The 23,182-nt window shown below is 58.0% G+C and carries 20 protein-coding genes; 9 read left to right on the top strand and 11 right to left on the bottom strand.

The annotated features are described in order from the left end of the window. The first annotated feature begins 46 nt into the window (after positions 1-46). The 3 genes from CAL20_RS13640 to CAL20_RS13650 are packed head-to-tail and all read left to right on the top strand — an operon-like array spanning position 47 to position 4,152. Complete coding sequence (locus CAL20_RS13640; protein ID WP_094838131.1) at positions 47-2,719, top strand: penicillin-binding protein 1A; 2,673 nt, start codon at positions 47-49, stop codon at positions 2,717-2,719. A 60-nt stretch (positions 2,720-2,779) separates the two neighbouring features. Beyond that, a complete protein-coding gene (locus CAL20_RS13645; protein WP_094821679.1) occupies positions 2,780-3,952 on the top strand; it encodes a PepSY-associated TM helix domain-containing protein in 1,173 nt (390 codons plus the stop codon). Beyond that, complete coding sequence (locus CAL20_RS13650; protein ID WP_094838132.1) at positions 3,949-4,152, top strand: hypothetical protein; 204 nt, start codon at positions 3,949-3,951, stop codon at positions 4,150-4,152. The genes CAL20_RS13645 and CAL20_RS13650 overlap by 4 nt, the downstream gene beginning before the upstream one ends. Before the next feature lie 14 nt (positions 4,153-4,166). Here CAL20_RS13650 and rarD read toward each other — a convergent pair whose 3' ends face one another. Further along, positions 4,167-5,096, bottom strand: coding sequence for an EamA family transporter RarD (gene rarD, locus CAL20_RS13655; RefSeq protein ID WP_094838133.1), 930 nt, complete (start codon positions 5,094-5,096; stop codon positions 4,167-4,169). A 178-nt stretch (positions 5,097-5,274) separates the two neighbouring features. Between rarD and CAL20_RS13660 the strand changes: the two genes are divergently transcribed. Further along, positions 5,275-5,754: an Lrp/AsnC family transcriptional regulator gene (locus CAL20_RS13660; RefSeq protein ID WP_217903927.1), complete on the top strand. Its 480-nt coding sequence runs from the start codon at positions 5,275-5,277 to the stop codon at positions 5,752-5,754. Here the strand turns inward: CAL20_RS13660 and CAL20_RS25820 are convergent. The 5 genes from CAL20_RS25820 to CAL20_RS13685 all read right to left on the bottom strand — a co-directional run bounded on the left by CAL20_RS25820 (position 5,738) and on the right by CAL20_RS13685 (position 11,996). Next, positions 5,738-5,953 (bottom strand): hypothetical protein, encoded by a 216-nt coding sequence (locus CAL20_RS25820; protein ID WP_094821682.1) that lies wholly within the window; start codon positions 5,951-5,953, stop codon positions 5,738-5,740. The genes CAL20_RS13660 and CAL20_RS25820 overlap by 17 nt on opposite strands. A 177-nt stretch (positions 5,954-6,130) precedes the next feature. Then, on the bottom strand, positions 6,131-7,237 hold the full coding sequence (locus CAL20_RS13670; protein ID WP_094838387.1) for an AGE family epimerase/isomerase: 1,107 nt from the start codon (positions 7,235-7,237) through the stop codon (positions 6,131-6,133). 138 nt (positions 7,238-7,375) lie between these two features. Further along, positions 7,376-7,588 (bottom strand): hypothetical protein, encoded by a 213-nt coding sequence (locus tag CAL20_RS13675; protein WP_094821683.1) that lies wholly within the window; start codon positions 7,586-7,588, stop codon positions 7,376-7,378. A gap of 221 nt (positions 7,589-7,809) precedes the next feature. Then, on the bottom strand, positions 7,810-8,034 hold the full coding sequence (locus tag CAL20_RS13680) for a hypothetical protein (protein WP_094821684.1): 225 nt from the start codon (positions 8,032-8,034) through the stop codon (positions 7,810-7,812). A 323-nt stretch (positions 8,035-8,357) separates the two neighbouring features. Continuing rightward, positions 8,358-11,996, bottom strand: a complete 3,639-nt coding sequence (locus CAL20_RS13685; RefSeq protein ID WP_094838134.1) for an ankyrin repeat domain-containing protein — start codon at positions 11,994-11,996, stop codon at positions 8,358-8,360. A 433-nt stretch (positions 11,997-12,429) separates the two neighbouring features. Here CAL20_RS13685 and CAL20_RS13695 point away from each other — a divergent pair, with 433 nt between their 5' ends. Further along, the gene (locus CAL20_RS13695) at positions 12,430-13,110 is read left to right on the top strand and encodes a S24 family peptidase (RefSeq protein WP_094821687.1); all 681 of its coding nucleotides are present in this window, start codon (positions 12,430-12,432) and stop codon (positions 13,108-13,110) included. Between the two features lie 354 nt (positions 13,111-13,464). Next, positions 13,465-14,223, top strand: coding sequence for a DUF2242 domain-containing protein (locus CAL20_RS13700; protein ID WP_179266672.1), 759 nt, complete (start codon positions 13,465-13,467; stop codon positions 14,221-14,223). A 19-nt stretch (positions 14,224-14,242) separates the two neighbouring features. On the opposite strand, the gene CAL20_RS13705 is transcribed toward CAL20_RS13700, so the two are convergent. Genes CAL20_RS13705 through CAL20_RS13720 form a run of 4 tightly spaced genes read right to left on the bottom strand, consistent with a single transcriptional unit; the run spans position 14,243 to position 19,417 of the window. Then, positions 14,243-15,121: an ABC transporter permease gene (locus CAL20_RS13705; protein ID WP_094821689.1), complete on the bottom strand. Its 879-nt coding sequence runs from the start codon at positions 15,119-15,121 to the stop codon at positions 14,243-14,245. Positions 15,122-15,143: 22 nt separating this feature from the next. Then, positions 15,144-16,094: an ABC transporter permease gene (locus CAL20_RS13710; protein WP_094821690.1), complete on the bottom strand. Its 951-nt coding sequence runs from the start codon at positions 16,092-16,094 to the stop codon at positions 15,144-15,146. Positions 16,095-16,140: 46 nt separating this feature from the next. Further along, the gene (locus tag CAL20_RS13715; protein WP_094838135.1) at positions 16,141-17,802 is read right to left on the bottom strand and encodes a peptide ABC transporter substrate-binding protein; all 1,662 of its coding nucleotides are present in this window, start codon (positions 17,800-17,802) and stop codon (positions 16,141-16,143) included. Beyond that, positions 17,795-19,417, bottom strand: coding sequence for an ABC transporter ATP-binding protein (locus CAL20_RS13720; RefSeq protein WP_256981550.1), 1,623 nt, complete (start codon positions 19,415-19,417; stop codon positions 17,795-17,797). Before CAL20_RS13720 ends, CAL20_RS13715 begins: the two co-directional genes overlap by 8 nt. A 206-nt stretch (positions 19,418-19,623) precedes the next feature. Between CAL20_RS13720 and CAL20_RS13725 the strand changes: the two genes are divergently transcribed. The 3 genes from CAL20_RS13725 to CAL20_RS13735 all read left to right on the top strand — a co-directional run bounded on the left by CAL20_RS13725 (position 19,624) and on the right by CAL20_RS13735 (position 22,583). Further along, positions 19,624-20,253 (top strand): cupin domain-containing protein, encoded by a 630-nt coding sequence (locus tag CAL20_RS13725; protein ID WP_094838137.1) that lies wholly within the window; start codon positions 19,624-19,626, stop codon positions 20,251-20,253. Positions 20,254-20,281: 28 nt separating this feature from the next. Next, positions 20,282-21,589, top strand: coding sequence for an NAD(P)/FAD-dependent oxidoreductase (locus CAL20_RS13730; protein WP_094838138.1), 1,308 nt, complete (start codon positions 20,282-20,284; stop codon positions 21,587-21,589). Positions 21,590-21,656: 67 nt separating this feature from the next. Then, on the top strand, positions 21,657-22,583 hold the full coding sequence (locus tag CAL20_RS13735) for a 2-hydroxyacid dehydrogenase (protein WP_094821695.1): 927 nt from the start codon (positions 21,657-21,659) through the stop codon (positions 22,581-22,583). Positions 22,584-22,586: 3 nt separating this feature from the next. On the opposite strand, the gene CAL20_RS13740 is transcribed toward CAL20_RS13735, so the two are convergent. Beyond that, complete coding sequence (locus CAL20_RS13740; protein WP_217903928.1) at positions 22,587-23,150, bottom strand: cytochrome b; 564 nt, start codon at positions 23,148-23,150, stop codon at positions 22,587-22,589. Positions 23,151-23,182 lie beyond the last annotated feature (32 nt).

Consider the following 23,182-nt stretch of genomic DNA (forward strand, 5'->3'; position numbering starts at 1 on the left):
CCGCAGAGGGTGTGTCTATCTGGTTCTGGCCTAGAATCAGCAGCAAATGAATACCCCTGAAAAATCGAATTCAGCCCCCCGTCGGGGCATCAAGCAGTTTCTGCGCAAACGTATCGTGGCGCAGGCGGCAGTCGGCGTGGCGGGCCTGGGCGTGTGCGGCGCAGTGCTCGTGGGCCTCGCGGTCGCGCTGACCTGGCCCAATCTGCCGTCGCTGCACGCCATGACCGACTACCGGCCCAGCGTGCCGTTGCGTATTTACACAGCCGATCACGTCCTGATCGGCGAGTTTGGCCAGGAACACCGCAACGTCGTGCCCTTTGACGAAATCCCGCTGGTGATGAAACAAGCCATGCTGGCAGCCGAGGACGACGACTTTTACTCCCACGGCGGTATCGACTGGATGGGTATGGCGCGCGCCATGCTGACCAATCTGGTCCACATGTCGAAAAGTCAGGGTGCCAGCACCATCACCATGCAGGCCGCGCGCAATTTCTATCTGTCGTCCGACAAGACCTATTTGCGCAAATTCTACGAGCTGCTGCTGACCTTCAAGATCGAATCCGAGCTGACCAAGGACCAGATCCTGGAGCTCTACATGAACCAGATTTATCTGGGTCACCGCGCCTACGGCTTCGAGGCCGCCTCGCGCACCTATCTGGGCAAGCCCCTGGCCGAAGTCACCCCAGCGGAGGCCGCATTGTTGGCAGGTATTCCCAAAGCCCCCTCGCGCTCCAACCCGATTACGAATCTCGACCGCGCCGTCGTCCGTCAGCACTACGTGCTGGGACGGATGCAAACGCTAGGCTATCTCACGCCGGAACAAGCCCAAGCCGCCCGCGAGCAGCCGCTGCAGATTCGCGGCCGCCCAGGCGACCAAAGCGACGACTTCACGGTCCACGGCGAATATCCGGCGGAACTGGTGCGCCAGATCATGTACGGCCTGTTCCAGGACGGCACATATACGCGCGGCATCGACGTCTACACTACCATCGACTCCAAAGCCCAACAGGCGGCCTATCAGGCGGTGCGCACGGGCGTGCTGGACTACACCCGCCGCGCCGCCTATCCAGGCCCCGAGGACCAGATCGACCTGCCTGCCGGCATCGAACAGGATCCGCAAGCTTTCGAAGAAATCCTCGATGGCGTCCAAGACGAAACGCCTGACAGCAGCGACCTGCTGACCGCTGTGGTGCTCTCGGCCAGTCCGACCGAAATCAAAGTGGCGCGCAGCGCCAAAGAAGTCATCACCATCTCCGATAAGAAAGCCCTGGCCGTAGTGGCCCGGGCTCTCAACCCACAGGCCAGCGAAACCCAGCGCATTAAGCGCGGCTCGGTCGTACGCCTGCATAAAAACGGCGATCAGTGGGAAATCCTGAATATGCCGACGCTGCAAGCCGCGTTGGTCTCATTGGCGCCCAAGGACGGCGCCATCCGTGCCCTGATTGGCGGCTTCGATTTCTATAGCGGCACCTTCAACCGTGCGACGCAGGCATGGCGCCAGCCGGGCTCGACCATCAAGCCGTTCATCTATGCGGCCTCGCTCGAGCGCGGCATGACGCCCGCCACGCAGATATCGGATCAGCCCTTTACCCTGTCGGTAGAACAGACCGGTTCTCGCCCCTGGACGCCCAAAAACGACGGCAATGACTATCAGCCGATGCAAACCATGCGCCAGGGCCTGTATCGGTCCAAAAACATGGTCTCCATCCGCATCCTGCAGGCCATCACGCCGCAATACGCCCAGGAATACCTGACTCGTTTCGGATTCCAGAAAGATCGTTGGCCCGCGGTATTACCGATGGCCTTGGGTGCAGGCGGCGCAACGCCATTGCAGGTCGCTGACGCTTATGCCGTCTTTGCCAATGGCGGGTACCACGTGCCGCCCTATCTGATCGACAAAGTCACGGACCGCTCGGGCAATGTCCTGATGCAGGCCCAACCCGTCGTAGCGGGCGACGAGGCCGCTCGTACCATCGATCCGCGCACCGCGTGGGTCATGGACGACATGTTGCGTGGCGTGGCCGCCAGCGGCACGGCGGCGCGCGCCAAGCGCACACTCAAGCGCAGCGACGTCGCGGGCAAGACCGGCACCACCAATGATGCGGTCGACGTCTGGTTTGCGGGCTACACCCCAGCACTGGCCACCGCCGTCTGGATGGGCTTCGATCAACCGCAGTCACTGGGCAGCAACGCATTCGGCAGCGGCCTGGCGCTGTCGACTTGGCTGGACTATATGCAGCCCGTGCTCAAAGACGTGCCCGAACAACCTCAGCGCCCTCGTCCCGACGGTTTGCTGGTCGATAACGGCGAATACTATTACTCGGAATTCCCGCCCGGCCAAGCCATCGCTTCGCTGGATCTGCCCACCGGCGATCAGTTGACCGACTTCCTCAATAACATGCGGCCCAGCGATGGCGCCCCGACGCAAGTGCGTCCGTTAAATACGCCTGGCGGCAGCCTGCCTGCGCCAGCGAGCCCTGCCGCGCCGCTGAGCCAGGGGAATTCTCCCGCACAGGGGACCATCGTTGCGCCGGCCGTCGCTGTTCCAGCCCCGCCACCGGCTACTGCTGCACAAGCATCGCCCGGCACACGTTCCGCCACCAACCGCACACCTGGCGCGTCCGGCAGCGACTCACCGGGCCAGCACGATGCGGCACTGGCCATCCCCATTCCACTGGCTCCGCCACCGGCCAGCCCGCGTCCTGTCACAGAATATTGATAGGAATAAATATTATTCGTGATATCGTTGCGGACTAGGTCAACTTAGCTCGCAACGACCATGACTGCCGCCACCACGATCAAAACCTGGTATCTGGTCCACAAATGGACCAGCCTTATCTGCACCGTATTCCTACTGGTCATCTGTCTGACCGGGCTGCCGCTGATTTTTCATCACGAAATCGAACACTTGTTCGACGAAGGCAAACCCGTCGCGGCCTTGCCCGAGGGCACGCCACCCGCCAGCCTGGACAAAATCGTCGCTGCGGCCAAGGCCCTATATCCAGAAGAATACGTCGACTACGTCTACATGGACGATCACGAGCCTCAGGTCTACGTAGGCTTTGCCCCAGAGCTGGGCACGGCGGTAGAAAAAGGCCACGCCGTACGTGTCGATCTGCGCACCGCCGAAGTCCTGCACGATGCACCGCCCTATTCCGAGGATCGTTTCTCGTTCATGGGCATCATGCTGGCGCTGCACGTAGACCTGTTCGCTGGGTTGCCTGGCGAATTGTTCCTGGGATTCATGGGCCTGCTTTTCGTGATCGCCATCGTGTCAGGCGTTGTCCTCTATGGCCCTTTCATGAAAAAAGTGGAGTTCGGCACCGTGCGTGCCGCGCGATCGACTCGCCTGAAGTGGCTGGATCTGCATAACCTGCTGGGCATTGTTACGCTCGTCTGGGCCTTTGTCGTCGGCGTGACGGGCGTGATCAACGAACTGTCCACGCCCCTGTTCCGTATGTGGCAAGCCTCGGAACTGCCGCGCATTCTGGCGCCCTATCAGGGCCGCAGCGTGCCCAAGGACCTGGCCTCTGTGCAAAACGCCGCCGATACCGCAATCAAAGCCCTGCCAGGTCGCGAAGTCTCGTTCATCGCCTATCCCGGCAACGCCTACGGCAGCCCGCACCATTACGTGGTCTGGCTAAAGGGCGACACTCCCCTGACCTCAAAACTGAATACGCCCGTGCTGGTGGATGGCGTCAGCGGCGACCTCAGCGCCGTAGCGCGCATGCCTTGGTACCTGACGGCCCTGGAGGTCTCGCGCCCCCTGCACTTTGGCGACTATGGCGGCATGCCGTTGAAAATTTTGTGGACCCTGCTCGATCTCGTCACCATCGTGGTGCTCGGTAGCGGCCTGTACCTCTGGATCGCTCGCCGCAAGGCAAACAACGCTCGCATCGCAGAACTTGTTCGGCGTCATCAACAACTCAAACCGCAACAAACCCCCGCATGAGTTCACGCAGCCGCTTTTTATTCGTATGGGGTGCACCCATTGTGCTGGGCCTGCTCAGCGTCTTCGGACTGCTGGCGGCCCTGCTGGGTACGGGCCTATGGCACTGGGCCTCCTGGCTCTCGCTGGCGATCCTGCTGGTGGTCATCGTCAAGTACTGGTGGTTCCCGGCAAAGCCAGCGGATTCGACTGCCAAGCGTTGAGATCGAAAGGTCTCTCAGGCTCCCCGGGGTCGTTGCGCGCGATATAAGCGCCATGCGCCTTCTGTCATCAACACCAGGACCGCCAACCAGATCGCGATATAGGTGGGCCATTGCGCGGCGGCAATGGTCTCGCCCAACAAAACTGATACGACTACCAACAACACAGGCTCAACATAAATCAGTAGTCCAAATAACGTCAGATTCAACCGCGGCGCAGACAATGCCTGGCACCCCAATGCCGAGGCGCTAATGACCCCCAATCCCAGCACCAGCCATAGTAAATGGGACGAACTGTCCAATGTGCCCAACACTTCGCCGCCCTGAAAAATGAAAAATAGGCTGATGGGCAGACTCAAATTCATGTCAAACCACAGACCGCCCAGCGTATTGGTATTAGTGACTCGGCGCAGCCAAAAATACCAGGGATACCCGAGACATACTGCCAATACGGGCCATGAGATTGCACGCGCAATCACCACCTGATTCACGATACCCGCCAGCGCCAGCAAACACGCCGCCAGTTGAAACCCGCTGAGCCGGTCGCCGAATGCCGCACGCCCCAGCACGACCATCGCCAACGGCAAGAGAAAATAGCCCAGAGACACGTCCAGCCCATAACCATTGATCGGCGCCCACATGAACAGCCACAACTGCGCCCCTAGCAAAATGGACGACAACAGGCGTTTTCCCCAGAACCATTTCTCGTGGCGAACGCGATGCAAAATCGCACGCACCTCGTGCCAGCGGCCGGTGAGCAACACCATCAACGTCAGGCACGGCGCGGTCAACAAGATACGCCATCCATAGATCTCCTCGCCGCCCAGCTCTGCGAGCAAGCTGGTGTAGCCGTACATGATGGCAAACAACACCGATGCCAGGACGTTGAACCCCACCCCGATAGAGGTGCTTACGGTACTGCTCGTACCCGTATTACCCGTACTCATTAATTCGCCAACGGCCTCTGCTCAATCAACCCAAGGGTAAAACGCGGGAATGCGATGTGACCCTCAAGGCTCGATAATTTATTGCAAATCGCCTAATAAATGGTCTCATTTTTCAGCGTTGCACAATAAAATTTCTCGTTTATTGTCCCGCCTCCATCGAGACTGGTTACGCCGCCTGATGAAACCCGACATCGTTTTAGACAACTATGATCTCGCCTTGCTGGACGCCCTGCAGCAAGACAACAGCGTGCCGTTGCGCGAACTGGCCGAGCATGTGCACTTATCCACGGCATCGGTACAACGGCGCATTCAACGCCTACGTAAAGCCGGGTATATCCAGGCTAATTCGGCGGTTATCGACCCGGAAAAACTGGGACAAGTCATCACCATGGTGGTGGAAGTGCACGCCGATCGAACCCAATCTGCGGATCTGGACGTGATGAAACAGACGTTTTCCGGGCCGGAGATCCAGCAGTGCTATTACGTGACCGGCGACGCGGATTTTCTGTTGATCTTGACCGTGCCCAATATGACCGTCTTTCAGGACTTGGCGCAGCGCCTGTTTCACGATAATCCGAACGTGAAATGGTTCCGGACCGCGGTCGTGCTCGATCGCGTCAAAACCACCTTGCATGTCCCTCTCAGGGGGCCAGCTTGAACCCGAGGTCTGTGCCCCACTTGTCCGTCTCGCGCAGCCATTTGGCCTCGCAAACCAGGCAGCGGAAACGGTCCTCGCGACTGCCTTCCCGCCCCCTTTGGGTAGAGTAAATAAAGCCCTGATGCCCCAATTCACCGTGGGGTTCTGTTCCCGGTACACCCGGCATGATTGCCTGGCACGCTGGACACATGATGCTCATGACCAATCTCTGAACGATAATTGGCAAATTGTAAGCGATTACACCAATTATTGACCTCCCCTTCGTGATCGGGGTCCGGAGATCCGGCCCTGGCGACCGTTTTTGCGGCAAAAAACCCTCATTGTGGGAGCGTTCTTATCGCTAGCAGATGTGCCAAACTGGCAACACTGTCTGCTCTCAAGCGGCAGGCAATGCGGCGTAACAGGTAGCCAGGTGATAAGGCGTTGACGAGGGCATATCCGCGCGTGCGAGTCGGCCGCTGCCATCCAGGCATTCGCGCCAGCCACCCGGGTGCAGAAAGCGGCTCTGGAACTGCTGCAGGTGCCGCGCCAACTCGGCCCATTCCCCCAACGCCGCCAGATAACGCGCGTACTCGGCCTGCGCCCAGATACGTTCTGTCGGGTCCTTGATCCGGCCATCCTCGTGCAGTGCGGCGCACACACCTGCGGTCCTGACCGCGACTCCCTGCTCTCGCGCCCATTCGCAACCGCGTGGCAGCGTCAGAGGCAATTCCAGATCCGCGAACACGGCCGGCGCACTATTGAGCAACACAAACCATTCAAACTGATGTCCGGGCTCTATGTGATTGTCGGCCTGCCCGGACGGCGCTTCAGTAATACACAAGGTCGGCGCATGCACAAAAGTATCCGCCACGCTTTGCACCAAACTACGCAACGTCTGCGCAAACCAGGCGGGCTCCGCAACGCGCGAAGCTGCCAGATAGGCTTCGGTCAGATGCATGACGGGGTTTTGCGCCGGGCCGGCTAGCGCTTTCTGCCAATCCGCCGACATCGATGCGTGATAGCGGCCGTCCTCACGCCGAAACCGCGCTTCGATCTGTTGGGCGGTTTGCAGCATCGCTTGTCTGGCTTCGGCCCGGCGCGAGCGTTCGAAATACGCGGCGCAGGCAAACACTACAAACGCGTGCGTATACAAGTCCTGTGCATCATCCAACGGCAGCCCGTCAGCATCGATGCTATAGCGCCATCCGCCATGCACGTCATCGCGAAAATGACGCAGCAACGCATCGAACAAGCGATCCGCGTGATGCGCATATCTTGCCCCTGGGGCACCTGCATAGACATACAACTGACGCGCGCATGCCATCGCACGATAGCGCTGCACGGGCAACGGCAATCCGGTATCGCCCGCCAATGCCTCGTAAGGCAGGTTCATGCGTTCGTTAAAACCGCGTCCTGCCCACAAGGGCAAAATCACATCATTGAAATGCTGTCGCAGCGCCTGAATGGTGTGCGCGAGCTCGGTAGGGACAGAATTAGCCATCGGGACATGGCGCGCATCAACGCGCGCCGGAAATGACGAAGTAACGACGATAACCCGAATCATGCTACCACCAGAACCGGCGTCGTTCCGACCTCATGCGGCGCGCGTGACTTGCATCAAGTTTTCACCTACCCCATGTCAGCGAACGATGTTTTCCTCGACCCAATTTTGGGCAAAGATCTCTGCACGATCACGTGCCTCATGCAATGAAGAACAAACCCCCAGATAGGAAAAGGCGGCATCGACTTCGGTGCCTCCCTCAGCCGTTACCGTCAGCAGTACGCCGTACCCGCCGGTATCCATGGCTGCTGTGGATACGTCGATCAGCACTTCCTGGTCTTGATGCTGCATGGCTTCCTCCCAGTCGGTTATCCAAACGCGTGAATCCACGCGCAACAGAGAGCGGGATCCAATGCAGATGCATGTTGGACACGTCTTTGTCACGCAAGTTCATCTTACCCAGTAGTTGTCGGCTGCGATACTCAAACCATGTCGCAAACGTGACCAAATCCCCTGGGATATTCCCTAGTTCTGCAGCCGAAAAATGCAAAGCATTGCAAAGTGCACGAGCGCTAGCCGAGATGAATAGCGCCCGGGGACTCCATGCGTAGCGCCAGGCGCCCTTTGTCGGTCAGAACCAGCTTGCCCTGATCGGTTTCTTTTATGCACAGCAGGATCAGCAATCCCTCGGCGACATGTGACGGAATTTGTTCTCGCGATACCCCTGCCGCCTCACCATCCGAGATGAATTGTAACCATTGGGCTAATTCGCCTTGTTGAACGTTGATACGGGGCATAACGGGTGTCCGAATAGATGTGCAAAACCGGGGGCTACGATAGCATGCCGTCCCGCTGTGCCGAGCTGGAACCCGGCCACACGGCGGTGTTGCCTTTATGCCAAGATTTCACCGTGCTGGAAACAATTTAGGGCTTGCATCCGCAAAATCGCAGCGCTACATTGAACTCACCAAGTGTTCTGATACCCAATGCGTACGAAACTTGGTAGGAGCGCCCCAGACTCATCTCGAGTTGGGGCGCTCTTCATTGGGCGCATGGGAATACAGGTCTTTCCTCGAGACCACGCTGATGCCCGTCGCCCAATTGACGATTTCCGAGGGTTTCAATGGCGGGATTTTTGTGCGGCGGAAGCGGACGTCAATAGATTCATCGCCTTCCAGTCGCCGCGCTCATCGGCATGTCTTATCGCAGCCGCAGCATCCACGCCCATGCCAATCAACTGCTCTACTGCATATTGGTTGCTGATGGCTGCTGCATGCATGAGCACAGCGGAGAGATCCGCGCCGAACAGGCGGAATACGGCGGGATGGGCCATGTATTCGCCGGTCACTGCGTCCTTCATGGCGACAGTCGGATCGATGCCCAATGAAACCAGCTCTCTGACGGCGACGATGTGTCCCTTGGAAATCGCGATGCCCAACGCCGCGGCAGCATCGACACCCGCGGCACTCAGCATCTCACGCCAATACTGATCACCGGGTTGCGCGGTCCGCATGACGGCCTCGTACGCGTCCACCAGCCTGGCTCCACGGGTAACCATAACCGTCGCGTCGTGTGATCCCCCCCTCGTGCCTCTATCGCTGGGTTTTATCAAAAGCAGACTGTTGGCGTCCCGTGCTGTGGGGGCTGTCGCCATGCCCAGGGACAAAACCGTCATCTCTCGTTTCGCAGCCTCAATAAAAGCTTTTCGCTCGTCCAAACGCCTTTTTGGCGTTGATCTCAACACACCCGATATATCTGCTCCTGCAGCGATCAACATGGCCGCCGTCCGGAGATCTTTCTTTATCACGGTGTCGGTGAGGGCAATCACAGAGTTCTGTCCCGCGTCGATCAATGACTTTATCGCCGGGACATTGCCTGCTTTGGCAAGCTCCAGAAGCAGCTCCACCATATATGTGTCTCCGCCTGCATCGGACCACAATTTGATCGCTCGAATATCGCCGGATTGGGCGAGCTTTCTCATGACGGCAGATACGTCGGCTGTCTCATTCACCAACCATTGAACGACATTCAGCAGACCACGCTCCACAGCCTGTTTAACCACTACCAACGGATCCAGTCCTGCCTGCAACAATGATTGCGCTTCTTTGTATTTTCCGTTGTCAATCGCGGATATCAGCGCAGTGGTGCCGTCCGCCCCCAGCAGCAGCAATGCGCGTATTGCCGCCTGAGAGCCGTCGTCGATCGCATATGCCAATGCCACCGATAAATCGGCGCCCCGGGTAATCAACGCCCGCACGGCATCAGGCCAGCCTGACACGGCGGCATGCAGCAACAGCAGCGGCATATCGACCCCAGCGGCAAGCATCGTTGTCACCGCAGTCAGTCCATCGTGGGCAGCTGTCCCTGACAAAGCAAGGCGTATATCTGCGCCGCCGACCACCAATACTCTCGCTGCGCTGGGCTGACTGTTTACTGCGGCGATTCGTAATGCTGCCGCCTGATTGGCGCCTTTTTGCATGCAGAGAACGGCAACTCTGAGATCCCCCCGGCCAGTTGCCTGCACCAGTGCATCGACATAGTCTGCCCCGGTATCAACCAGGGCATCAGCCGCTTTCGCCTGCCCGCTTTTCAAGGCATACATGAGTGCCACCGACACCTCTGCGCCCATCATGATCAGAACCTGTGCGGCACCTTTTTGATTGGCCGCCATGGCGTAGGCCAACGCGGCAGACATATCGACGCCGTATTTGACAAGCGCGCGTGCCGCCTTGATATCGGCCTTGCCTATCACATTCACGAGCGCCTTGGCGCTATCTGCGCCAGCCGATAGCAACGCGCTGATCAGTGCATCATCATTGTTTTTTATCGCACGGATCAACGCATCGCTGCCATCGACCATATCTGGAATAAACCATTTCAATGCGCCTGGCATTCCGGATTCGGTCAACTCTTTCAGAACATCAAGATAGTCGACGCCCTCATTCTGGATCAACGCTTTTGCCAAATGCGCCAGTTCCTCGGCGATGAGCAGTTTCAGTGCACGAGGTCTGTCAACGCCCGCGTTGATCAAGAACGCCAGCGTGGCAACGTCGCCGCGCTCGGCAGCTGCGCGAAACAGTGCTGAATAGCCGACTCCCGCGGCAATCAACAGTTGCGCTGCGGTAGCATCGCGCTCCTCCAGGGCCAGTGCCAACGTCTTGCGTGCCGCCTCCGGGAATCCTTGACTCAGGGACTTGATATTTTTCCAATCGCCGCTGTACAGAGCGAATCCCAGAGCAGTAGCGCCGACCGTGGTATTACGAACCAGCGCCTGCAGATCCCGTAACGCTACACCTGCAGATTGATGCGACGCCCGTTGCAAGGAGAGGCGCGGCTCTCTGATGGCGAGCAGTTTTGCCACCACCGCCGTATTGTCAGGTACACCGACCTCATTCAACACCAGAGAGACTTCCGAGCGTACCGCCGTCAATGTCTCTGCTAATGCTACGCTGTCATTTGACTCTGCCCGCTGCAGCGCCAGGGATGCATCTGCGCCACTGGCCAATAATATGGCCGCATTCAACAGTTTCCCTGCCTTTAGATTGTGCATCAACAGCTCTGAGGGATCTGCACCCGATGCGATCAACAGCCGCAACGCCGCGATATCTCGGCGCTGTACAAATGCCAACATTACGTCGTACGTCGGCGCCCCGGCACTGATCAGCGCCGTTACTGCCGCCTTATTGCGGCCCTCGACGACGCTCGTCAAAACCACAGCCGCGCTTTTCTCTGCCACGGCCAGCAAGGCTTTGACGGCATTGGCGCGGTCGTTGGCAGCCAGAGTTTTCAATGCGGTGCGAACATCGGCGCGCTCAGCAACCATGAATTTCAACGATTCAACATCGTTAAGTTCGGCAAAGCGTTCCAGTGCCGTCGAGGCGTCTGCTCCCGCATCGATCAATAGTGCCGTGCCCTTTGCATCGCGGTCCTGCACCGCGGATACCAAAGCATGTGCACCATCTGCGCCCAAAAAGAGCAGTATGCGTACCGAGACGATCTGATTGGCCGCCACAGCATAGGCTAATGCCGTCGACAGATCTGCACCGACGGACAGCAACATCTGCACAGCTTTCGCTCGATTCTTGGCGCTATCCAGCGAACCAAAAGCGGCCGTCATCAAGGCATGAGAGGGATCCGCCCCTGCCGCGACCAAGGTCGCTGCCTCGTGGAGGCTGCCACATATCGAGACAGAACAAAGCGCAGCGGATGGGTCCGCTTCGGCCGCGATGAACGACTCGGCCGCCGAAATATTTCCACGTGTCGCGGCGATCAACAAAGCCGCGAAGACATTGCCCTTTGCATCCTGCAAGATGAACGCCTTGGAAATGGCCGTTCTTTTCGCGGTGAGCATCGAAGGCGAGCAGTTCACGTCATGGCCATTGATGATTGCGGCTCTGACACGAATCAAGGCCACCATCAGCGCGATATTGTTGTTCTCCGACGCTCGCATGAGCGGCGTATAGCCATACCTGTCGCACGCGTTGACGAAGTTGTGATCACCGCCGCATTTTTCGATCAACGCCAGCGCCGCTTCGTTGTTGCCGATGGAAACGGCGTAGTGAAGCGGATTCTGCGCACTGTCGTTCTCAACGTTCAGATCAACATGCGGGTCATCCAACATCGCGCGAACAGCACGTATGTCAGCACTTTCGATGGCACGAAAAATGTCTCCACTGGCCTCCTCCTTGTTTGGGCAATGGTAAAGATCAGCAGGGGTCAGGGTTGACGGCGCATTTGCAAAAATCGGATCAATGTCCATAGGGCGGCTCGGAAATCGCGAACGAGGAAGGCTTCCACATCAGTAAAAGCCACCCAGCGCGATACTAGCTGCATTCCCGAAAACGACTGGACATTCATCCAGAGCACAACTCAAACCGGACCGATCCGGCCTTGCGCTGCGCCCAAACCCAATCAGGGACGGTCGCTAACGCGACCGCTCCCACGCCTTGAAAATACGGGGCTTTGCCAACCTCAGGAATTTCTTCCATGCTCGGGGGATCCCGTTTGTCCGCCATTGAGACACGGCCCCCGTTGTCAGGTCGCACAGACGCGCAACTTCACTGGTGCCGCCCAGCGCGTCAATTAAGTCACCATCAGTCTTTTGCTCATTCATGTTTAAATTTTAGTTGACTAATAATACATAAGCAACCAAATCACAGCCAACTAAGATTGAATTTGTTTAGCCTACTAAGATGTTGCTGTTCAAAGACCGCATTCAAACCGCCTTCAATGAGGAAAACCACCGCCGCAAAGCGGAGGGCGCGCCGCGCCTGACAAAAACCGATTTGTGGAAGACAGCAGGCATGACGTCCGCGGCTGCCACGTTCTGGTTTGACGGTTCCAACGGTGCGGATATGGATACCTGCATGAAAATCGCGCCCCTGATGCGCGTGAATGCCAAATGGCTGTTTGACGGCACAAAACCCAAGCACGTTGTTCCACCACCCGTTGTCGCAGACGATCACACACCGATCCGTTTCGTCAATGCCAGGGCCTCGGCCGGGAAAGGCAAGCTCGTTTTTTCGGACGATGTCGCAAAGACATTGATGTTCCGCCGCGACTGGCTGGCAAAGCACGACGCCAGCCCCGAGGACACCCTCGCCTTTCATGTTGATGGCGCATCCATGTCGGATCTGCACATTGTCGATGGCGCTGTCGTGCTGGCAAATCAAAAGAAGACTGACCCTATATCCAAAAAGGTGTACGTCCTGTGGCTCCATGGCCAGCTGTACGTCAAGCAATTGGTCAAACACAAAGGCGTCTGGTACGCGAGATCGCACAACGCCACGCACTCGGACGACTACCCCGATATCCCAATCGAACCCGACGACCGTATTGTCGGACGGGTATTTTGGTGCGGTTTTGAGTTGTAGAGAATAATAGCAACGCCAGCACGTTGCCCCTGCTGGCATTGCGGCATACACCCGTCAAACAGCGCACGCAAGATAGACCCCCGCCCAAAAGAGCGCAGGACTGGTCTGATTCGCTCAGCGGCGAGGCGAACAAACGCGATCCTCTGTACGGAACATGTCGGTGGCAGCATCGCCGTCAACGGCCAAGTGAACCGCACCAATCCGGACTTGAGCGCATGTTGGATTCCCAGCTTGCAGCTTTTTCTCAGACCTCGGCATTGGTAACAAATATAGCGACATGTACACGTTTGGACGTAGGCGCGGGCCCATTGATCGGAAATAATGAATCCTTGTCACTACCAAGGCTTTACCGCTATGCGTTTACCGCCTATCCGTCCCACTGCGCCCCAGTATTCGTCACTCGCCGGGCGGGCGGGCTTGCTGGCCTCTGTCGTGTTGTTGACCGCTTGCGCGCCCACTCCGACCATAGACGAGCGCGATTCCTTTACGCAGGAAAGCACCTATTCCCATCGCTTTGCAGCCACGTCCAGCCAGGCTGCCTGCGAAGCCGGACGGCGCGCCTTGCTGGGCCAGGGATATATCATCGACAAGGCCGAATCCAATCAGGTCAGCGGCCACAAAAACTACCAGGATCAGGAAAACGATAATCAGCACGGACAGATCCTGTTCAACGTTAATTGCACAACGAGCGGCCCGAACGAGGCCACGGTCTACGCCAACGCGCTGCGCGAGCTGTATACGATGAAGCGGTCGAGCAATTCTGCCAGCGTGGGTCTGAGCGTGCTGGGCTCGGTGTCCATGCCGTTGGGGGCCAGCGACGATTCGTTAGTCAAAACCTCCAGCGAAACGATATCGCGCGGCGTGTTCTACGAGGGTTTTTTTCAACAATTGGAACAGAATCTGACCTCAGCAAAAGCTGCGATCGACTCGGGCACGACGCCGGGACAGAATCCGAAAGCGGCTGATGCCGCTGCGAAGCAGCAGATAGAGAAACCGGGCCTGCCTGTTACGCCAATCAAAACAGCACCGGAGCAAACGACCTCCCCAACTACAACCCAACCGGCAAAACCTGCGTCCACGGACTCTTCGACGGCTCCGGCGTCGGGTCAATAGCAGTGGCAACTGGCCATATTCACATGTGATCGTTGCGCACGTCGAGTGCATCGCGCAATCCGTCGCCGATGAAGTTGAAACTGGTAACCGCCATCGTGATCATTATGCCCGGCACGATGGCCAACCAAGGCGCACTGGCCAGATACTGCTGCGCACCGTTGAGCATGTTGCCCCAGCTCGGCAATGGCGGCTGGATCCCATAGCCGAGAAAGCTGACATAGGCTTCCAGCAAGATCGCACGCGCCACGGTGAGCGTCGCGGCCACGATAATCGGCCCCACGACATTGGGCAGGATCTCGCGAAACATGATGTGAGTACCGCTCAAACCCAGCATCCGCCCCGCCTGCACGAATTCCCGCTCGCGCAGCGAACGCACCTCGGCTTCGACAATACGCGCTACCTCCATCCAACTGGTGATCGCAATGATCACCGTGATCATGGTCGGGCTGGGCTTTAACAACGCGGCGAGCGCCAGCACGAGAAAAATCGAGGGGAAGGCCAGAAAAGCATCGACCATCCGCATCAGTGCAGCGCCTACCCTGCCGCCACGATAACCGGCGATCACGCCCACCGCCGTGCCGATAATCGTAGACAACACCATCGCGGAAAATCCCACCAGCAGCGAGATCCGCCCTGCCTCTAACAAACGGGCCGTCTGGTCGCGCCCCAGAGGGTCAGTGCCTAGAAAATGCAGCCCCGAAAAGGGCGGCGCGAAACGTGCGCGCAGATCGACATAGAGCGAGTCGTATGGCAGCAGCCACGGCCCCACGATGCAGGCCAATACCAACACCGTAATCATCACTATGCCCACCAACGCCAACCGGTGACGAACGAACCGGCGCACAGCTCGGCTCTGCCACCAATGGTTGCGGTCTGAGGGGACGGCGATAGTAGTCATGACAAGTCCTGAGCGGATGGGTTCAGCTAAGTCGGATGCGCGGATCAACCATCGCCACAATAATGTCGGCAATAAGGTTTCCCAGCAGGGTCAAAAAGGCAGACAGCATCAGCAGCCCCATGATCACCGGATAATCGCTATAACCGAGACTATCGAGAAACAAGCGCCCCATGCCGGGCCAGGTGAACACCGTCTCGGTCACCAACGCCCCTCCCAAAATCGTGGGCAGTTGCATCCCCGCCAATGTGATCATGGGAAGCAAGGCATTGCCCACCACATGCTTCATCAGAACGCGGCGCTCGGGTACTCCCTTGGCCCTAGCGGTTTTAATGAAGTCCTGATTGATCACGTCCAACGTGGCCGATCGCATGTAGCGGCTCCAGGTAGCGACATGCACCAGCGACAGCACCAGGCTCGGCAACACCAGGTGATGCAGGTAATTCAGCCACGACTGATCCCCGATGGTGTACATATTGCCCGCGGGCACCCACCCGAGTTTCAGCGAAAAAATGTAGATCCCCACCAAGCCAAACCAAAAGGTCGGGATCGACAATGCCACCATGGCGCCGATGGTGGCGACATAATCAAAGCCCGAATAGCGATGCGTCGCCCCGCGGATACCGATCCATGTGCCAATGGCAATGGAAATGGCTGTCGACGTTCCCATCAATAACAGCGTCGCGGGTAAATGGCGCGCGATGACTTGCAGGACCGGCGTGCCGTCACGATAAGACCGTCCCCAGTCGCCCTGCAGCATCTGCCAAGCCCAATCGAGATACCGCAGCGGCAAAGGCTGATCCAGGCCCAGCTGGCGCGTCAGGCGATCGATATCCGCCTGCGTCATACTCGCATCCAGCGCGAATTGCGACAGCGGGCCACCGGGGATCATATTCAGCACCGCAAAGCCGATGATCGACACGATTAGCAGCAAAATGATGCTTTGCCACAAACGATTAAGCAGAAATCCGGCCATTCATCCCTCACGACGGATTACAAAAGACGCACTACCGGGGCCCTCATCAAGCCGTGCGAAACCACCCCGCCGCATGCCAGGACTCGGTACGCGTATTGCTATTGCTGGCCGTACCCTGGATGTCGGATTTCCGCCCCCGAATCACGTTTTCGGAGAAGAGCGGCAGAAAAGGCAGATCGGCACGCACCTGAGCCTGGATCTCCTTGTAGATCTCAACGCGACGCTTCTGATCAAAGGTGCGGGCGCCCTCTTCCAGCAATTTGTCTACGCGTGGATTACTGTATTGCGCCGTGTTGGAGCCGCGCCCGCCCTTGGCGCGAATCGCGCCCGTATGGAATCGGTTGAATACATCGGGATCGGCGCCCACTAGATAATTGATGCCCACGACGACCGAGTCATATTGCGACAGCGTCCAGAAATCGCCCCAGATCACGGCCGCCGGCAGATTCGAGATCTTCATCTCGATGCCGATTTCCTTCATGGTCTGCTGGACAAACTGCTGCAGTTGCTCGCGCAAGTGATTGCCCGAGGTGGTGGAGCAACTGAAGGCGAGCCGTACCCCGTTCTTGGCACGAATGCCATCCGAGCCTTTGACCCAGCCCGCATCATCGAGCAGCTTGCGTGCTTTATCGAGACTGAATTCGTGTTTGGGCAAATCATGGTTGTAGTAGACCGAGCCACGCGGCATATAAGACTCGACGGGTTCGGGCAAGCCATAGTACAGCGCGTCGATGATCGCTTGTTTATCGATGGCCGCATAGATCGCCTGGCGAACGGCGAGCTCCTTGAATACCGGACGTTCCAGATTCAGATAGATCTGCTCAACGGTGGGCGCCGGTTGTAATTCAACAACGCGGTTCTTCAGCGTCTTGGCCTCTGCGTAGTTATCGGGCGTGATGTATTGACGTCCCACCAGATCAATATCGCCGCTCTTGAACTGCGTATACAGCACCGTCAGATCGGGGATGTATTTGAATACCAGTTGTTCGATGTAAGGCCCCTCGCCGTGGTAGTTGGTATTAGCGACCAACTCGACGTGGTCGCCCGCAACGCGGCGGCCCCATTTGAATGCGCCGGTACCGATCGGGGCTTGGTTGAACGCCGCAGTGTTCTTGTCGGCCTCTTTCTCCAGCACATGCTTGGGAACGATAAACGTCTCCGTCAGAAACGACATATACGGCGCGAATGGCTCTTTCATCTTCCAGGTCAATTCGGTCGGAGAAACGACGGTAATGTCCTGAACGAGATTGTGCCCAGCGGTGCGCCAACTGCGGAATTTCGGATCGACGATCAGCTCGAGTGTGAACTTCACATCCTCGGCTGTCATGGGCGTGCCGTCATGCCACTTCACATCGTCGCGCAGCTTCACTCGCCATTGCAGACCATCTGCAGACAGGCCGCCGTTTTCCTGACTGGGCACTTCTGTCGCGAGGTTGGGCACAATCGAACCATCCGGCATGGTGCGGAACAAGGCATCGAACACCGAAAAATGCAGACCGTCATCGACTTCAATCTTGAGCATCAACGGATTGAACACGGTCGGCTCTTGCGACAGACCAACAATGACTCGGCCTGTTGGCGCGGCAGGCGGCGTCTGGGCAAAAGCAGGTTTGCCCAGCAGATTCGTTGCAAACAAACCCGTCGCACCGGCGAGCCCCATCAGTTTCAGTGCGGAACGACGGCTCATCGAGGTGTTTGTGTCAGTCATGGGAGATCCTCCGTGGGAATACGGCATGGTTAGCGCTGAAGTCTTCATTTACCAGCTCGCGCTGGCCTGGCTCCTGGCCGGGAATGGCGGCCACCAGCTCGCGGGTATAGGCAGATTGGGGATTGAGAAAGATCTGTGAGGGTGGTCCCATCTCGACGATCTTGCCCCTCTGCATCACAATGATTTCGTCGCAAATCTGGCTGGCAACGCGCAAATCATGGGTGATAAACACCATCGATACGCCCGTCTCGCGCTGCACTTGATCGAGCAACATCAGGATTTGCGCCTGAATCGATACATCGAGCGCCGAGACAGACTCATCAGCCACCAACAGCTTGGGCTTGAACATCAACGCCCGGGCGATGCCGATACGTTGACGCTGCCCACCAGAGAACTCATGCGGATAGCGCTCGAAAGCCCCCGCATCCAGGCCTACGTGCGACAACAGCGCTTTGGCCTGTTCACGAGCCTGCGCGACGGGCATGCCATACGCGACCGGCCCGACGGTCAGGATATGTGCAATGGTCGAGCGCGGATTGAGCGACGCGAAAGGATCCTGAAAGATCATCTGGATCTTTGGACGCATCGCACGGAATTTGTCCTCGCTCATCGGAGCGATATCCGTGCCCTCAAAGACGATCCGGCCGCTATCGCTGTCCATCAGCTTGATCAACAGCCGTCCAAGCGAAGTTTTTCCCGAACCACTTTCTCCCACGACGCCAAGCGTGCGACCGGGTTTCAGTTCAAAAGAGACATCGTCGACGGCCTTGACGAGTCGTTCGCTACGCAGCAGACGACTGCCGCTGCGATAAGTCTTGACCAGATTTTCGACCTTCAGAATCGGCGTGTCGGTCGTCGGCGACAACTCGCGGTCGGTGCCGGTCAGATGAGGGACAGCTGCGATCAAACGCTGTGTATAGGGATGCTCTGGAGTTTTCAGCACCCGGCTTGCAGGCCCTTGCTCGACGATTTTTCCCTTTTCCATCACCACCACGCTATCGGCGATCTCCGCCACCACGCCGAAGTCATGGGTGATGAACATCACGCTCATCCCTTTGCGCCGCTGGATATCGCGAATCAGATCCAGAATCTGCGCCTGCGTGGTCACATCGAGCGCGGTCGTCGGCTCGTCGGCGATCAGGATAGTGGGCTCCAGCGCCAGTGCGATCGCGATCATCACCCGTTGCCGTTGTCCGCCGGACAGACGGAACGGATACTGGTGATACATCAAGGCCGGGTCCGGCAAACCGACTTCGGTCAACAGTTTGAGGGCGCGCTCCTTGCGGCTGTCTGCGGTGCCCACACCGTGAGCTGTCAACGCCTCGGTAATCTGCTCGCCTACCGTCATCAAGGGATTCAATGCCGACAGCGGATCCTGAAAGATCATGGAAACCACGCGCCCACGCAGGTCGCGTAAGCGCTCGGGCGCGGCACCAATGATCTCGTCATCACCGAGCCGGATCGAACCGCCACAGACACGAATGATCTTGGGCAGCAAGCCCATGATGGCATTGGCGGTAACGGACTTACCCGAGCCCGACTCGCCGATGATGCAAAGAATCTGCCCTTTCACCAGATCGAACGAAATATCGTCGACGGCATGGGCGCGCTCCATGCCAACCGGCAGACTGACGGTCAGATTGCGCACCGAGAGTGTCGCCTCAGAGGCTGCTGTACTGCTTGCCGGTATAGAAGCCACAAATCCCCCTACCCTGTAGTGATAGTGATGGCGTTCGAGCAAAAATTTAGGATATATTGAAAATCTGGTAGATATCTTCATTATCTTGCTAGACGATCATTTCCTGTCAATAGGGGATTTCGATGCCGGCATCCGGGAAAAGCGCAAATCAGCGTGACACCGCCCACCATGCGGATGCCGCTGAATTTCATGTCGGCGCCAATCTGCGAAAACTGCGCAAGCAAAAGGGAATGTCGCTCGAGAGCCTCGCTCAGGCCTCGGGGGTTTCCATGGGAATGATCAGTCAGGTTGAGCGCGGTATCGCGAATCCATCAATGCGGCTGCTGACCTCACTGCGCAGAGCGTTGAACATTTCGATGCAGGAATTGTTTGGCGAAACGAAAAACGAGGCGCTCAAGACCGGCGAACCCTCTTTTGTGCGTCGCCGTGCACAGCGGCCAGTCATCGATCTGGGCATGCTGCACAAAGAACTTCTCACGCCGTCTGACCGGCAAAATCTGCAGATCATGATCCTGCGGCTGGAGCCTGGCGGTAAATCGGGCGGGCATGCCCTGAGCTATCCGGCAGAGAAAGGCGGCCTCGTCCTGTCAGGCAAGGTGGTTCTCACCGTCGATGATGAAGCCTCTGAGTTGGAGACCGGTGACAGCTTCGTCTTTGATAGCAACCGGCCGCACTCCCTGCGCAATACCAGCGATGCTCCGACCGAGGTTCTGTGGATCATCGGAGCAGTCCAGTTCGATCGTTTCCTCTAGCCCCCTATCCTGCACAAGGAGATCCTCCATGCAACAGCCCCCTCTCGCCCACAAGAGCACCCCCTATTGGTGGGAAGCTGCGCCGGTCCGACCGCTGCCGACACAACCGTTGGCCAAACAAGCCGATGTCGTGATCGTGGGCGCCGGCTACGCTGGGTTGACAGCGGGGTTGACGCTGGCGCGCGCAGGCCGCCGCGTCGTGGTGCTGGACAAGATGAATCCCGGCGAAGGCGCATCATCGCGTAATGGCGGCATCACCAGTGGCAACATCCGATTGAGCTATGCCGAACTGGTACGGAAATATGGCGAAGCACGCGCCATGGCTATCGAAGCCGAAGGCAAGGCCGCACGCGAATTCATCTACGACTTTATTCGGACCGAAAACCTGAATTGCGATTTCAGTTTGACCGGCCGCTTTTACGGCGCCATCGGGAAAGCGCAATACGAGACGATGGCCCGTAGTGCTGAAAAGCTGCAGAAAACGCTGGGAATCGAATCCTATGCGGTTCCGTATGCCGAGCAGCGTCAGTATTTGGGCACCGGCTACTATCGAGGCGGGTCGGTCCGCATGGATATAGGCGGACTGCATCCCGGCAAATATCATGCAGAGATTCTGCGTGTGACATTGGCGGCCGGCGTTACCGTGCATTCTGACACGGCAGTGAAATCCATCTCGAATAACGGCACCGGTTTTCGGGTTGAGACTTCGGCGGGCACCATCATCGGCCGTCAGGTGTTGATCTGCACCAATGGCTATACGGATGGCGCCAATCCGTGGCTGCGGCGGCGCCTGGTGCCCGTACGCAGCCGCATCATCGCCACTGAGGAACTGCCCTCCGAACTGATGGCGCAATTGATGCCACGCAGAATGATGTGCGGCGAAGGCAAGGTGCTTGGCTATTACTATCGTCCATCGCCCGACGGAAAACGCATTCTGCTGGGCGGTCGCGATGCATCGCAAAGCGGCGATCCGACGGCATCTACCGTCCAGCTGCGCGACGGATTGATCAATCTTTTCCCAGAGCTCGCGGATGTGAAACTCAGCCACAGCTGGTTTGGCAATGTCGCCATGCACCGCGACATGCTGCCTCGAATCTTTGAACACAATGGGCTGACTTACGCGACGGGCTTTTGCGGCTCGGGCGTCGTGTGGGCCCCTTGGATCGGCAGCCGTGCGGCGCACAAGCTATTGGCGGACGATCAACGGAAATCGGCTTTTGATTTCCGGCCTATCCCTGCCATTCCTCTCTACGCCGGCAAACCATACTTTATGCCTGCGCTCATCCAGGTCTATCGGCTGCAGGATCGCCTGGCGCTGGCTCGCGCCGAGCGCTGAATACGTTCTGCCTGCGCAGTTCCAGCCTGGGACGCGCTCGGCAGTTTTGATTTCATAAGGATGTCTGATGGCTTTTCTCATGCTGTCCTATCCCGAACGCGTCGAAGTGTTTCGCCGCGCTTTCGCCCGTGATTTACCCAGCGTCCCGTTCTACAGCGACGCGACGCAGGTCGATCCGCATGCGGTGCGCTATCTGATGACGTGGACCTTTCCAGACGATCTGGCTGACCGCTACCCGAATCTGGAAGTGATTTTTTCTGTGGGTGCGGGCATCGATCAGGTTGCCCAGACGCCGGTCCCGCCTGGGGCAAAGCTGGTACGCATGATAGAAAGCGGCCTGACCAGCCTGATGCGGGACTATGTCGTGATGAGCGTCCTGGCGCTGCATCGCCGCCTGCCGGCTTATCTGGAGCAACAGCGGCGCCATGAATGGATAAATCTCGATTTCGTCTGGGCAGATCAACGCCGTGTGTCGGTGCTGGGTCTAGGTGAACTCGGGCGCGCGTCGCTCGAGGCGCTCAAACCATTCGGGTTCCAACTCGCCGGCTGGAGCCGCAGCCCGAAAAACATCGAAGGCATCCATGCATATCATGGTCCTGATGGATTGCGGACCATGCTGGCTGCAACCGACATCCTCATCTGCCTGCTGCCACTCACCAACGAGACCACCTACATTTTGAACGCCGAACTCTTTGCGCAATTACCTCGCGGGGCCTCGCTCGTTCAAGTGGGCCGTGGCAAACACATGGACCAGGATGCACTATTGGCAGCACTGGATAGCGGACAATTGGAAGCCGCGTTTGTCGACGTGACCGAACCCGAGCCGCTGCCCGCTGATCATCCGCTATGGTCTCACGCGAAGGTCGTGCTGACGCCACATATTGCCGCACACACGCGCGCCGACAGCGCGGCCGCCGCGACGATCGCCAATATGCAACGGATACTAGCGGGCAAAGACCCTCATGGGCTCGTCGATCCTTTACGAGGGTATTGACGTCTACCGGCTGGAAGTCATTCGGCGCAGCACCCCATCGCGTAATACATAGTGATGGAACAGCGCCGAGAGTGCATGTCCAGCTGCCAATACCATAATGGTCCAGGCCACGTAGTAGTGCAGAGCGCCAAGGAGCTGGCGCTGTTCATGAGCGATCGGAATCAGTGTGGGAATGGAGAACAGCCCAAAGAACGTAAAAGGCTCGCCCTGTGCCCACCGGAACAAAAAACCCAACACAATCTGCGCAGCCAGCAACAAGTAGAACACGCCGTGCACAGTCGCTGCGGCGCTTTGCATCAGACCGCTCGAGGCAGGCGGCAAGCGCCGGCCCAACGACACTCGCCACAGTATGCGCAGCACGAACACCACGGCGAAGAGCAAACCAAACGAAATATGCAGCCACTGCAACAGGCGCCGCACCGGCGTGCCTTTGGGCAAAAATTCCCAGATTTCCGCCAAGGCAAAAAGCCCCACCACCAAAAACACCGTTGCCCAATGAAAGAAGATCGTCAAGCGATCATAGTGACAGGTTTTCGGGTCGCCCAAGGTAGTCGTTGAAGTCGCCACGTCGCATGCTCGCTGGTTGTGAACGGGTAAAA

The sequence above is a fragment of the Bordetella genomosp. 4 genome (genome assembly GCF_002261185.1).
In the GTDB taxonomy this organism is placed as follows: Bacteria; Pseudomonadota; Gammaproteobacteria; order Burkholderiales; family Burkholderiaceae_B; genus Bordetella_A.